The organism is Schaalia hyovaginalis, from assembly GCF_014208035.1.
GTDB classification, from domain to species: domain Bacteria; phylum Actinomycetota; class Actinomycetes; order Actinomycetales; family Actinomycetaceae; genus Pauljensenia; species Pauljensenia hyovaginalis.
The window spans coordinates 1,275,879-1,288,741 of sequence record NZ_JACHMK010000001.1; the positions used below are offsets into that span (position 1 = coordinate 1,275,879).

Consider the following 12,863-nt stretch of genomic DNA (forward strand, 5'->3'; position numbering starts at 1 on the left):
ATCAGGAATGGCACTGGACGCCGCTTGGGCGACCCGATGGATGAGGCTCACGCGCGAGGCCGTCGCCGCGAACCGTGAATACCTCATCGACCTCGACCGTCAGATCGGGGACGGCGATCACGGGGAGAACCTCGACCGAGGATTCGCCAAGGTCATCGAGACCCTCGACGACAAGCCCGCCGGGAGCGTGCAGGACGTCCTCAAGGTCGTCGCCAAAACTTTGATGTCGACGGTCGGCGGCGCCGCCGGCCCGCTCTACGGGACCGCTTTCCTGCGGGCCGCGAAGGCCGCGACGGAGGAGTCCCTGAGCGCTCAGGGCGTGGCGGCCGTCGTGGCTGCCGCGCTCGAGGGCATCCAGGCCCGGGGCAAGGCCGATCGCGGTGAGAAGACCATGGTCGATGCGTGGGCCCCGGCGATGGACGCGGCGAAGGCGTCCGTCGAGGCGGGCGATGAGGCCCTCGATGTCCTCAGGGCCGCGGCCGCGGCGGCGGCCGAGGGCGCGGCGGCGACCGAGGCGCTCAAGGCGACGAAGGGGCGCGCCTCCTACCTGGGGGAGCGCTCCATCGGCCACCTCGATCCGGGCGCGATCTCCTCGTCGATCATCCTCGCCAAGGCCGTCGAAGCGGCCGAGGAGTCCTGATGCCGAGGGTCGCGTTCGTCATCGCCTCGCATTCGGAGCGATTGGCGCAAGGAGTCGTCGAGCTCGCCGCTCAGATGGCGCCCGAGGTGCACTTCGGTGCGGCCGGGGGCACGGATGAGGGCGGGATCGGCACGTCCTACGAGAAGATCGAGGCCGCCGTCGAGGCGGCGCTCGAGGTCGTCGGCGCGGATGAGGGCAACGGCGTCGTCATCCTCACCGATCTCGGGTCGGCGACGATGACCGTGGAGTCCGTGCTCGATTTCGCCGACGACCCCGAGCACCTCGTCTTCGTCGATGCGCCCCTCGTCGAGGGCGCGATCGCCGCCGCTGTGCGCGCCCAGCTGGGCGATCCCCTCGCTCAAGTCGTCGCGGCGGCCCGCTCGGCCTTCGCCTCGGCTCCCGAGGACATGCCCGTGCCGTGCCCCGTGGCGGCCCCGCTCGCCGAGGGCGGGGGCGAGTGCCTGTCAGCGAGGGCCCTCGTCGCGGACCCGGTGGGTCTGCATGCGCGGCCCGCGGCTCTGCTCGCACGCCTCGCAGGCGCTTTCGATGCGGAGGTCACGATCAACGACGCCGACGCGGGGTCTGTCCTCGAACTCATGGCGCTCGGCGTGAAGCAGGGCGAGACCGTCGAGCTGAAGGCCTGCGGGCCCGATGCCCGTGAGGCGCTCGACGCGCTCGTGGAGGCCATTGAAACGGCGGAATGATCCGCATCTCGCAGGGGCCCGCGACCGAAGGGATCGCGGGCCCCTGCGCTGGAATAGCGCTGAGGACCTTCGTCCCGTAAGATCAGCGCCACTGCACATGCACGCACACGACTGAAAGGCGGGACGATGCCGACCCCCGATCTTCTTGATTCCAACAAGGAGCACACCCTCGTTCTCATCAAACCCGATGGTTTCGCGCGCGGCCTGACCGGCGAGGTCCTGCGGCGCATCGAGGCCAAGGGCTACGTGCTCAAGGGCCTGAAGATCAAGCAGGCCTCCCGTGAACTCCTCGAAGAGCACTACGCGGAGCACAAGGGCCAGCACTTCTTCGAAGGACTCGTCGAATTCATGAGTTCCGGCCCGCTCGTCGCCGTCGTCGTCGAGGGCGATCGCGTCATCGAGGGCATGCGGATCCTCATGGGCACGACGAATCCGACGCTCGCGGCCCCGGGGACGATCCGCGGCGACCTCGGGCGCGACTGGGGGAGGAGCTACGTGGAGAACGTCGTCCACGGCTCGGACTCGCCGACCTCGGCCGAACGCGAGATCGCGCTGTGGTTCCCCGAACTCGTCTTCCACGGCTGAGGAACTCATCGCTGAGAGCGGCGTCCGCCCGAGCGGACGCCGCTTTCCACGTATTCTGAGCCCGTGCACCTGAAAACCCTGGCATTGCGAGGATTCAAGTCCTTCGCGAGTTCGACGACGCTGCGGCTCGAGCCGGGCATCACCTGCGTCGTCGGTCCGAACGGGTCGGGCAAGTCGAATGTGGTCGATGCCCTCGCCTGGGTGATGGGGGAGCAGGGCGCGAAGACGCTTCGCGGCTCCAACATGTCCGATGTCGTCTTCGCCGGGACGAGCGCCAGGCCCGCCCTCGGCCGCGCGCAGGTCGAGCTCACGATCGACAACACGGACGGCGCCCTGCCGATCGACTACACCGAGGTGACGATCTCCCGCACGCTCTTCCGCGGCGGAGGATCGGAGTACGCGATCAACGGGGCGCCCGCGCGTCTTCTCGATATTCAAGAGCTCCTGTCCGATACGGGCATGGGGCGTCAGATGCACGTCATCGTCGGTCAGGGCCGACTCGATTCGATCCTCCAAGCGACTCCGGAGGAGCGCCGCGGCTTCATCGAAGAGGCGGCGGGGGTCCTCAAGCACAGGCGCCGCAAGGAAAGGGCCCTGAAGAAGCTCGCGGACATGGATGCGAATCTCGTGCGCGTCCTCGACCTCACGCAGGAGATCCAGCGACAGCTCGGGCCGCTCGCCCGCCAGGCCCGCACCGCGCGGAAGGCCTCCCTCATCCAGGCCCGCGTGCGCGACGCCAAGGCGCGTCTGCTGGCCGATGATCTCGTGGACGCGCGCGAACGCCTCGCGCTGTTTGCCCAATCCGACGCGAAGGAGGGCGAGCGCCGTCAAGCCCTGGAAACACGGATCGAGGAGCTGATCCGCAGGATCGGCGAACTCGAGGAGGGCGAGAGGACGCTGGGGCCCGCCCTGGATGAGGCGAACCGGAGGTGGCGGGAGATCACGGCACTGTCGGAGCGCCTGCGCGGAACCGAGATGACCGCGGGCGAACGCGTGCGCAATCTCAGCCGCGCGACTCCCGAACCGACGGGGGAGGACCCCGCCGCCCTCGAGGAGCGGGCCGAGGCCGCGGGCCTCGAGGACGGTCGCCTTCTCGAAGAGGTGGAAGAGGCGAAGACCGCGCTCGCCGGGCTCATCCGCGCGAAGGACGAGGCCGAGGAGGCTGACCGGCGTGCGACGGCCGAACTCGCGCAGGCGAATCGCGTGATCGCCGACCGGCGCGAACGGATCGCGCGGCTCACCGGCGATCTCGCGAGTGCGACGACGCGGCTCGAAGCCGCCCAAGCTGAGGCGGAGAGAGCCGAGAAGGGAGCGGCGGATGCCCGGAAGCGGGCCGAGGCCGCTGAAGCGGAGCTCGCCGGGATGCCCGAGGCCCCCGAAGGCGAAGGAACGGGGGAGGCCGGCCATACGCATCGTCTCGCCGTCGAGGCCCGCGATGCCGCCCGCGCCGCAGTCGATGAACTGCTCGCCGCCGAGCGGGAGGCGCGGGCGGATCGGGCGCATTGGGAGGCGCGCCGTGACGCGCTCGCGCAGGCGACGGTCATGGACGACGACACCTCTCGTCTGCTGGGGCGCGAAGGGGTCGCGGGGCGGGTCCCCGAATTCCTCACGGTCGAGAAGGGCGCGGAGAACGCGATCGCCGCACTGCTCGCCCCCTTCGCCGACGCGGTGCTCGTCGACGGGCTCGCGGCGGCGCTCGCCCACGCGCGGGCGGGGGAGGAAAGCGCATCGGGGCAGCTGCGGATGCTCATCTCGATGCCGGGTGAGCTTTCGGCGGGTTCGCCCGCGCCGGAGGGCGCGCGCTGGGCCTGCGAGCTCGTGACGGTCGAGCCGACGATGGCCGGCACCCTCGCCCCGCTGCTCGAGGGGGCCGTGGTCGTTCCCGATCTGCCCACCGCCGAACGCGTGATCGGCGAAGGCGGCGTGAAAGCGGCCGTGACGCGGGGCGGGGCGCTCATCCGCCGCGAGTCCCTCATCGGATCGGGCGCGGCGACCGATTCGCTGCTGGCGCTCAAGGCCCAAATGGATGAGGCCGCCGCCCGCGCCGAAACGGCCCACGAGGCCCTGGCCGCGATCGACGCTTGCCTGAAGGAGGCGAATCTCGCCCTCGATGCCGCGGTGAGGCGGGCGAATGAGGCCTTGAAGGCGCTTCGAGAGGAGGACGCCGCCCAGGCGAGGGCCGCTCAGGAGCGGGCGCGCGCCCATTCGGCCGCTCAGGCGGCAGCGTCGGAGGCTGCTCGCGCCCGGGCGACTGCGGAGAAGTCGCGCGACCACATCGATTGGGCGAGGGAACGCGTCGTGGAGGCGCGGCTCAGGCTCGAGTCGCTCGAGGCGGAGGCCCCGAACGAGGACCTTGATGCGGCGAAGGCCGCGGCCGAGCGGGCGGCTGCGGCTGCGAGGAGCGCCCGGGAGGCTGAAACCGCCGCTCGGCTCAACCTCAGGGCCCTGGAGGAGCGGTCGCGTCAGGCCCAGTCCCGGGCCCGCAGCCTTCGGGCTCAAGCGGCGAAGGAGCGCGAGGAACGGCGTCGATTCTCAGAGGCGGAGGCATCGCGCGTGCGGGCCCTCGGCGTCGCCCGGCAGATCGAGAACGGCGCCAGGCTCGGCGTGGAGGCGGCCGCCCGGGCACTGGAGGAGGCCGAGCGGGAGCGGAGCCGCGCCGAGGAGGAGAGGCGGCTCACCGCCGAGCGCACGGGCCTTGAACGCTCCCGCCTCGAAGAAGCCCGTTCCGCCCTCGCCGATGCGAATGGGCGCGCCCAGCGCGACGGGATCGCGAGGGCCCAGGTGGAGTTGCGCGTCGAGGAGTTCGAAAGGCGCGCCTTCGAGGAGCTCTCCCTCGAAGCGGAGGACCTCATCGCCGAATTCGGCCCGCACACGCTCGTTCCGAAGTTCCCCGACGACCCGGATCTCGATGTCGAGGCCGAAGCCGCTCCCTATGTGCGCTCCGAGCAGGCTGCGGCTCTGGAGAAGGCGTCGAAGGAGCTCGCGCGCCTGGGCCGCGTCAACCCCCTGGCCCTGGAGGAGCATGATGCGCTGTCGAAGCGCCACGAGTTCCTCGTGTCCCAGGTGAAGGACCTGCGGCATTCCAAGGCGGATCTGCTCAAGATCATCGACGATGTCGATCGCCTGGTCGAGGAGGCCTTCGCCTCCGCCTTCGCCGATACGCGCGAGCAGTTCGCGCACACCTTCGACGTGCTCTTCCCGGGCGGGACGGGCGATTTGATCCTCACGGATCCGGATTCGCCCCTGGACACAGGGATCGAGATCGAGGCGCGCCCCGCGGGCAAGAAGGTCAAGCGCATGTCGCTCCTGTCGGGCGGTGAGCGCTCGCTGGCGGCGATCGCGTTCCTCGTGGCGATCTTCAAGGCGCGCCCTTCGCCCTTCTACGTCATGGACGAGGTCGAGGCCGCTCTGGACGACGTCAACCTGTCGCGCCTCCTCACGATCTTCAAGGAGCTCCGTGAGGAGTCGCAGCTCATCATCGTCACGCATCAGAAGCGGACCATGGAGATCGCCGACGCCCTCTACGGCGTGACGATGCGCGACGGCGTGACCGGGGTGGTGTCTCAGCGCCTGGATCGCTGAGGGGCGGTCTCGACGCGGACAGGGTCTCGCAGCAGTGGGGCGCATGCCCTCTCGGGTCCCTTCCCGCCCTGGGACGCCCGAAAACGTTTGAAGCCCCCGGGAGCGGGGTTCCCGGGGGCTTCAGGCGTGAAGAGGGTCAGTCCTCCAGGAGGAAATGACGCTCGTCGAGGATCTCGGCGGCCTTCGAATGAATCGCAGTCAGGTGCTTGGCCGCGTGGTGGGCGCAGAAGAAGAGGCGCCCGCCCGATTTCAAGGTGACGCGCACGCGGGCGCGCGCACCGCACTGGTCGCAGCGATCCGCCGCCGTCAGTACCGGTTCGGCCGAGACGGTGCGTTCAAGAGTCGTTGCTGTCATGGCTCCATTGCACACCACGAGTGGGCGGAGCACCTGATCGAAAGGCCGGATTTCACCCCTGGCGCAATTCCGGGCGCCCGATTCCCCGCAAGCGGGCCGAAGACCCCCGGGCGGCGTCCACGGGTGGCGTCCACGATCCGATCGCGCAATCCGGGCCCGACGGCGGGCCACGACGGGCGCGGGCGCCGTGCGCAACTACGATGTACGGGTGACTCCCGCATCCTCGGACTACTCAGCCAGGCACCTCTCGGTCCTCGAAGGCCTTGAAGCCGTGCGCAAACGCCCCGGAATGTACATCGGCTCGACCGACCGGCGCGGCCTCATGCACTGCCTCTGGGAGATCATCGACAACGCGGTCGACGAGGCCCTCGAAGGCCACTGCGACACGATCGACGTGCGCCTCCACCCCGACCACTCGGCCTCCGTGGCCGACAACGGCCGGGGCATCCCCGTCGACGAGGTCCCGGGCGTCGGGCTCTCGGGCGTCGAGGTCGTCTACACGAAGCTCCATGCGGGCGGCAAATTCGGAGGCGGCTCCTACGCCTCCTCCGGCGGCCTGCACGGCGTCGGCGCCTCCGTCGTCAACGCCCTCTCCGCCCGCCTCGACGTTCAAGTCGACCGGGGGGCGAAGACATGGGAGATGTGCTTCAGGCGCGGTGAGCCCGGCGAATTCGACGACTCCAAGCAGCGGACGCCGAACTCGCCCTTCACGGCCTTCACCGATTCCTCCGCCCTGAAGACGGTCGGCAAGGTGAAGAAGGGCGTCACGGGGACGCGCGTGCGCTTCTGGGCGGACTTCCAGATCTTCCCGGCCACGGAGGGCTTCTCCTGGGAGGACCTGCTGGCGCGGGCCCGGCAAACCGCCTTCCTCGTGCCGGGGCTGACGATCAATTGCTGGGACGAGCGGGGGGAGGAGCCGCTCCACGAGTCCTTCCGCTTCGACGGGGGCGTCGTCGACTTCGTCAACTGGCTCGCGGGGGACGGGCCGGTCACCGACACCTGGCACATCACGGGCTCGGGCACTTTCACCGAGACCGTCCAGGCCCTCGATCCCGAAACCGGTCACCTCGCCGCCACGGAGATCGAACGCACCTGCGAGGTCGACTGCGCCCTGCGCTGGGGCATCGGATACGAGACCGCCGTCAAGTCCTTCGTCAACATCATCGCCACCCCCAAGGGCGGCACCCACGTCTCCGGATTCGAGCAGGCGGTCCTCAAGGTCCTGCGCGCGCAGGTGGACAAGAACTCCCGCAAGCTCAAAGTCGGTCAGAAGGACGGTCGCCCCGAGAAGGACGACGTTCAGGCCGGACTGACCGCGGTCGTCACGGTGCGCTTCCCCGAACCCCAGTTCGAGGGCCAGACGAAGGAGGTCCTGGGCACCCCGCAGGTGCGGGCCGTGGTCCTCAAGATCGTCTCCGAATGGCTCGACGCGAAGTTCGCCTCCTCGAAGCGCGATGACAAGCAGCAGACCTCCCTGCTGCTGGAGAAGGTCGTCGGCGAGATGAAGGCGCGCGTCTCGGCGCGCATCCACAAGGAGATCTCGCGCAAGAAGAACGCGCTCGAGACCTCCTCGCTCCCGGCCAAGCTCGCCGACTGCCGTCTCGACGAGGTCGAGCAGACCGAGCTGTTCATCGTCGAGGGCGACTCGGCCCTCGGCACGGCCAAGGCGGCGCGCAACAGCCAGTATCAGGCGCTCTTCCCGATCCGGGGCAAGATCCTCAACGTCCAGAAGGCCTCGACGGCCGACATGCTCGCCAATGCCGAATGCGCGAACATCATCCAGGTGATCGGCGCCGGGTCGGGGCGCACCTTCGACCTCGAACAGGCGCGCTACGGCAAGGTCATCCTCATGACGGATGCCGATGTCGACGGCGCGCACATCCGGACCCTGCTGCTCACCCTGTTCTTCCGCTACATGCGCCCGATGGTCGCAGCCGGCCGGGTCTACGCGGCGGTGCCGCCGTTGCACAGGATCGACGTCAATGCGCGCGGGAGGAAGGGGCGCGAGCTCGTCTACACCTACTCCGAGGAGGAGCTCCACCGCACGCTCGCCGCCCTCAAGAAGCAGGGGAGAACCTGGAAGGAGCCGATTCAGCGTTACAAGGGCCTGGGCGAGATGGACGCCGATCAGCTCGCGGAGACCACGATGGATCGTGCGCACCGCTCCTTGAGGCGGATCACCCTCGCCGATGAGGAATCCCTGCGGCACGCCGAGGAGACCTTCGAGCTCCTCATGGGTTCCACGGTCGGACCGAGGAAGGACTTCATCGTCGAGGGGTCGCAGGGGCTCGACCGCATGCGGATCGATGCCTGAACACGCGCATGCGACTTTAGGCCCGATCGGTCATTACAATGGCTCCCATGACTGGACTTGCTGAGCGACTCGCCCCGCCGGCCTCAGTTCCGTACCCGGGTGTCCACCTCGGACTGAGGTGGCGTTCCATCATCGCCTCGGACGCGCCGCGGGTCTACGAGCTCATCCGGACCGTCGAAGCCGCCGATGACTCCCACCACCGCACTTCGACTGATGAAGTCGCGAACATGGTCGAGGGCAAGCGGGGAATCGAATGGGTCGACGCCCTCGTCGGCATCGACTCCGAGCACCGGATCTGCGCGGTCGCCACCGTCAAGGTCCTCCGGTCCCTCCCCGAAGAGGCGAACGCCGTCGTCAACGCCTACATCCACCCGCACTGGCGGGGGAGGGGGCTCGGTCGCGCCCTGCTCTACTGGCAGGACGGCCGTGCGCGCCAGATGCTCGTCGAGACCTTCGGCGCGGATTCCGAGATCCCGGTGTCGATCCACAACTTCGTCGACGCGCACATGACCGACAGGCGCCGCCTCTACATCGCGGCGGGCTTCTATGCGAAGCGCACCTTCCAGATCATGTACCGCGAGCTCGAAGGCTCGGAGAAGGCCCCCTCGCCGAGGGGCGGATATACGGTGATCCCCTGGGCGCAGGTGCCGCTCGAGGCGGTCCGCGAGGTCCACATGGACGCCTTCCTCGACCACTACCGATCCTCCCTGCGGGGGATGTGGTGGCAGGAGGCCGTCGGCAATCTCGACCCGCGCTGGTCCTTCGTCGCTCTCTCACCCGAGGGCGAGCCCGTCGGGTACTGCATGACCGGTCGCCCCGTCGACCGGTGGGTGTCCACTGGGCGCACCGAGGCCTACGTCGAACTCCTCGGCGTCGCAGCCGAGCACCGCGGGCACGGCCTTTCGACGGCCCTGCTCGGCGCTTCGGTCGCCGCGGCCTCCGCGAGCGGGATCTCGAGGATGGGCCTCGACGTCGATACGGCCTCGCCCTCGAACGCCCACTCGATTTACGAGCATCTCGGCTTCGTCGACGGTCCCGCCGAGGTCTTCTACACGATCGATCAGTAAAGAGGAAGGAGGAGCGAATGACCGGAATCGGATCCGCCGCGAACGATCCGCGATCCACGGGTCACTCGCCCCTCCGCGCACAGGTCCCCTTGCCCGTCGCGCACCACGGCATCGTGTGGACCGAGCTCGATTCGACCGGACTCCACCGGCTCTCCGCCCTGATCGCGCGGATCGAGGCCCAGGACAACCCCCCCTACAGGACGAGCCACGCCGAAGTCGTCGAGATGCTCGAGGAGAACCGCTCCTGGAGGGGATTGGCGGGGTACGCGACGCGGGGCATCGCCGCAGGGCGCATGGTCGCCTGGGCGCAGGTCGTCCTGCGCAACCCCGGCGGCGTCGAGTGCATGTGCCAGGGCGGCGTCGATCCCGCGTTCCGTCGGATCGGTCTGGGCGGGGCGGTCGTCGAATGGCAGGAGGCGATGTCGAGGGCGATGCTCTCCGAGCTCGATTACGAGGGCCCCGCGCAGATCGCCATGCAGGTCGAGCCCGGCCAGTCCGATCTCGAGGAGCAGCTGCGGCTCCGCGGTTTCCACTGGGCGAGGACCTACTACGAGCTCCGCGCGGACCTCGCGAAGATCCCGCCGGCCCCCGACCTCGGCCGCTACCTGACGATCGAACCCTGGGGGCAGGAGTGGGAGGAGCCCGCCAGGCGCGCCTCGAACCTGCTCTCGGAGATCGAGTGGGGGCGCCCGCCGCTCACCGAGGAGCAGTGGCTCATGGGGCGCTCGGCCTTCGAACCCGACTGGTCCTTCGTCCTCGTGGATCGGAGGGGCGACCGGCCCCACGTCCTCGGCTTCCTCATCGCTTCCAAGTACGTGCAGGACTGGGCTGCGCTCGGCTGGAAGGAGGGCTACATCGATCAGATGGGTGTCCTCGAATCCGCGCGTTCGACCCGGGGCGTGGACGCGCTCATCATCGCCTCGATGGGCGCGATGGCCGAGGACGGGATGGAGCGGATCGGAGCGGGATTGGGATCCGCCAACCACTCCGGAGCCCTCGCCGTCTACGACAACCTGGGCTTCGCGACCGTCGGGCAGACGCGCCTGTACGCGATGGAGGTCTGATCCGGGCGCTGCGCGGCTCAGCCGATCATTCCGATCGGCACCATGACGGGCGAACCGGATCCGTCCCTGCGCTCATCCTCCGCTGGCAGATCGACGGGATGCCCATCGGCTGCGGCAGCGCGGGCCGGGCGCGCTCCGACCCAGGCGAGATCCAGGCGGTCCTCGCCCTTGAGGAAGCGCTGCGCGCGGACCCCCTGCCCGCCGCGCCCCTTGATCGGGTACAGCTCGAAGGGGGTGACTTTCGCGGTCGTCTGGCCCGTTCCCGGCAGGGCCCCCTGAGCGGCGGCGACTGTGACGACGACGGCCTCCGCCGGAGCGTCGACCACCCAGAAGCCGATCGCCTCGGCCTCCCCCGAGAGCTTCATCCCCGCCATGCCCGAGGCGGTGCGGCCCTGGGGCCTGACCTTGTCGGCGCCCGTGCGCAGGAGCTGGGCATCCGATGAAACGAAGACGAGCTGGGACTCATCGCGCGACGGCGCGAAGCCCACGAGACGGTCGCCGGCCTCCAATGCGATGACCTCCCATTCGTCCCGGGAGAGGTGATCGGGCTTCAGGCGCTTGACGACTCCGCGGGCGGTGCCCATCGCGTAGACCGCCTCCGAATTCGGGTCGAGGAGCCCGACCGGCCGGGAGTCGGTGCGCAGGAGGGGGGCGGCGGGGGCGGCCGCCGCGAAGGAGAGGCCCGTATCGAAGCGCGGCAGGGCGGGCAGATCGACCACCTCGAGCCTGTGGGCGACGCCGTCCTCGGTGACGATCGCGATCTGGGAGCGCGCCGTCGTCGCCAATTGGGCGATCCACGCGTCGGCGAAGGCCCTCGGGCCGGGCTCGAGGGGGTCCCCGCCCTCGACGCGGGCCAGTGCCCCTTGAGCGGTGAGGACGACGACGCAGGGATCGTCGGGGATCTGCAGATCCATGCCGCGGCCCGATCGCGACACCGAGGGCAGCGCCGCCGCGAGCGCGGCGGGATCGGCCTCGGCGCCCGCCTCGATCCCGGTCGAGGACAAGAGGAGCGTGCGGCGCGGCGTGCCCAGGCGCTTCGAGACCTCGCGCAGCTCCGAGATCACCAGCCCCCTGAGCAGCTCCGGATCGGCCAGGATCGCCTCGAGCTCGCCGATCGTGGCGCTCAACTGGTCGCGCTCGGTCTCCAGCTCGATGCGGGAGAACTTCGTGAGGCGGCGCAGCCTCAGCTCGAGGATGTGGTTCGCCTGGATCTCCGAGAGGTCGAAGGCCGTCATGAGGCGTTCGCGGGCCGTCTCGGCATCGTCGGAGGAGCGGATGATCGCGATGACGTCGTCGATGTCGAGGACGGCGATGAGGAGCCCCTCGACCAGGTGGAGGCGGTCCTTCGCCTTGCCCAGGCGGAACGCGGTGCGCCTGCGCGTTACCCCGAGCCGATGATCGACGAAGACCTGCAGCATCTCCTTGAGGCCGAGCGTGCGCGGCTGGCCGTCGACGAGGGCGACGGCGTTGATCGAGAAGGAATCCTCCAGAGGAGTGCGCGCGTAGAGCTGCTGGAGCACGGCCTCGGGGTTGAAACCGTTCTTCACCTCGATGACCAGGCGCAGGCCGTGGATCCGGTCCGTGAGATTCTGAACCGAGGAGATGCCCTTGAGCCGGCCCGAGTTGACGTTCTCCTTGATCTTCTCGATGACCTTCTCGGGCCCGACCATGTAGGGCAGTTCGGTGACGACCAGGCCCATCTTCCTGGCCGTCACGCGTTCGATCGACACCTTCGCCCGGGTCTTGAAGGCGCCCCGACCGGTTTCGTAGGCCTCCTTGATGCCCTCGAGGCCGACGATCACGCCGCCCTCGGGAAGATCCGGGCCGGGAACGAAGCGCATGAGCTGAGCGGTGTCGGCTTCCGGATGCTCGATGAGGTGAATGGCCGCGGCGATCGTCTCGGACAGGTTGTGGGGGGCGATGTTCGTCGCCATGCCCACGGCGATGCCCGAGGCCCCGTTGACGAGGAGCTGGGGGAAGGCCGCGGGAAGGACTTCCGGCTGCATGAACTGGTTGTCGTAGTTCGGGACGAAGTCGACCGTGTCCTCATCGAGATCCGTCACGAGGTCGAGGGCCGAGGGCGCCATCCGGGCCTCCGTGTAGCGCGCGGCGGCGGGCCCGTCGTCCAGGGAGCCGAAGTTGCCGTGCCCGTCGACCAGGGGCAGGCGGAGGTTGAAGGGCTGGGCGAGGCGGACGAGGGCCTCGTAAATCGCCGAGTCGCCGTGCGGGTGGAGTTTGCCCATGACCTCGCCGACGACGCGCTGGGACTTCACATGCCCCTTGTCGGGCCGCAGGCCCATTTGATCCATCTGGTAGAGGATGCGCCGCTGGACGGGCTTGAGGCCGTCCCGGGCGTCCGGGAGGGCGCGGGCGTAGATCACGGAAACCGCGTATTCGAGGAAGGAGCCGCGCATCTCCTCGGAGACGTCGATCTCCGAAATGCGCTCGTCCTGTGCGGGCAGAAGTGCGGAATCGTCCTTCTTCGACATGGGTGGCATTATCCCCCGTCTCCCACGCGCCGTTTCGACTCCCACGCCGCCGGTGGGCACAAT

The 12,863-nt window shown here is 69.3% G+C and carries 9 protein-coding genes; 7 read left to right on the forward strand and 2 right to left on the reverse strand.

What is annotated here, in order from left to right; translation table 11 throughout:
• The first annotated feature begins 7 nt into the window (after positions 1 to 7).
• The 4 genes from dhaL (at position 8) to smc (ending at position 5,511) form a co-directional block, all read left to right on the forward strand.
• On the forward strand, positions 8 to 640 hold the full coding sequence (dhaL, locus tag HD592_RS05485; RefSeq protein ID WP_184452432.1) for a dihydroxyacetone kinase subunit DhaL: 633 nt from the start codon (positions 8 to 10) through the stop codon (positions 638 to 640).
• Positions 637 to 1,344: a dihydroxyacetone kinase phosphoryl donor subunit DhaM gene (dhaM, locus tag HD592_RS05490; protein WP_184454470.1), complete on the forward strand. Its 708-nt coding sequence runs from the start codon at positions 637 to 639 to the stop codon at positions 1,342 to 1,344. Before dhaL ends, dhaM begins: the two co-directional genes overlap by 4 nt.
• Positions 1,345 to 1,470: 126 nt before the next feature.
• On the forward strand, positions 1,471 to 1,929 hold the full coding sequence (ndk, locus tag HD592_RS05495; protein WP_184452433.1) for a nucleoside-diphosphate kinase: 459 nt from the start codon (positions 1,471 to 1,473) through the stop codon (positions 1,927 to 1,929).
• A gap of 63 nt (positions 1,930 to 1,992) precedes the next feature.
• Positions 1,993 to 5,511 (forward strand): chromosome segregation protein SMC, encoded by a 3,519-nt coding sequence (smc, locus tag HD592_RS05500; RefSeq protein ID WP_184452434.1) that lies wholly within the window; start codon positions 1,993 to 1,995, stop codon positions 5,509 to 5,511.
• A 136-nt stretch (positions 5,512 to 5,647) separates the two neighbouring features.
• Here the strand turns inward: smc and HD592_RS05505 are convergent, their stop codons facing one another.
• Entirely contained in the window at positions 5,648 to 5,866 is a 219-nt protein-coding gene (locus HD592_RS05505; protein WP_184452435.1) for a DUF7455 domain-containing protein, read from the reverse strand.
• Positions 5,867 to 6,074: 208 nt separating this feature from the next.
• On the opposite strand from HD592_RS05505, the gene HD592_RS05510 reads away from it, so the two are divergent.
• The 3 genes from HD592_RS05510 to HD592_RS05520 all read left to right on the forward strand — a co-directional run bounded on the left by HD592_RS05510 (position 6,075) and on the right by HD592_RS05520 (position 10,311).
• Entirely contained in the window at positions 6,075 to 8,180 is a 2,106-nt protein-coding gene (locus HD592_RS05510; RefSeq protein WP_184452436.1) for a DNA topoisomerase IV subunit B, read from the forward strand.
• A gap of 128 nt (positions 8,181 to 8,308) precedes the next feature.
• Positions 8,309 to 9,247, forward strand: coding sequence for a GNAT family N-acetyltransferase (locus HD592_RS05515; RefSeq protein WP_235361975.1), 939 nt, complete (start codon positions 8,309 to 8,311; stop codon positions 9,245 to 9,247).
• Between the two features lie 17 nt (positions 9,248 to 9,264).
• Entirely contained in the window at positions 9,265 to 10,311 is a 1,047-nt protein-coding gene (locus HD592_RS05520) for a GNAT family N-acetyltransferase (RefSeq protein WP_246429989.1), read from the forward strand.
• Positions 10,312 to 10,328: 17 nt separating this feature from the next.
• Here HD592_RS05520 and HD592_RS05525 read toward each other — a convergent pair whose 3' ends face one another.
• Positions 10,329 to 12,800 (reverse strand): DNA gyrase/topoisomerase IV subunit A, encoded by a 2,472-nt coding sequence (locus HD592_RS05525; RefSeq protein WP_184452438.1) that lies wholly within the window; start codon positions 12,798 to 12,800, stop codon positions 10,329 to 10,331.
• Between the last annotated feature and the right edge of the window lie 63 nt (positions 12,801 to 12,863).

Excerpts from the sequence above, each read along its gene's own strand:
- dhaL (WP_184452432.1), top strand. The coding sequence starts at position 8 with ATGGCACTGGACGCCGCTTGGGCGACCCGATGGATGAGGCTCACGCGC.
- ndk (WP_184452433.1), top strand. The coding sequence starts at position 1,471 with ATGCCGACCCCCGATCTTCTTGATTCCAACAAGGAGCACACCCTCGTT.
- HD592_RS05505 (WP_184452435.1), bottom strand. The coding sequence starts at position 5,866 with ATGACAGCAACGACTCTTGAACGCACCGTCTCGGCCGAACCGGTACTG.
- HD592_RS05520 (WP_246429989.1), top strand. The coding sequence starts at position 9,265 with ATGACCGGAATCGGATCCGCCGCGAACGATCCGCGATCCACGGGTCAC.
- HD592_RS05525 (WP_184452438.1), bottom strand. The coding sequence starts at position 12,800 with ATGTCGAAGAAGGACGATTCCGCACTTCTGCCCGCACAGGACGAGCGC.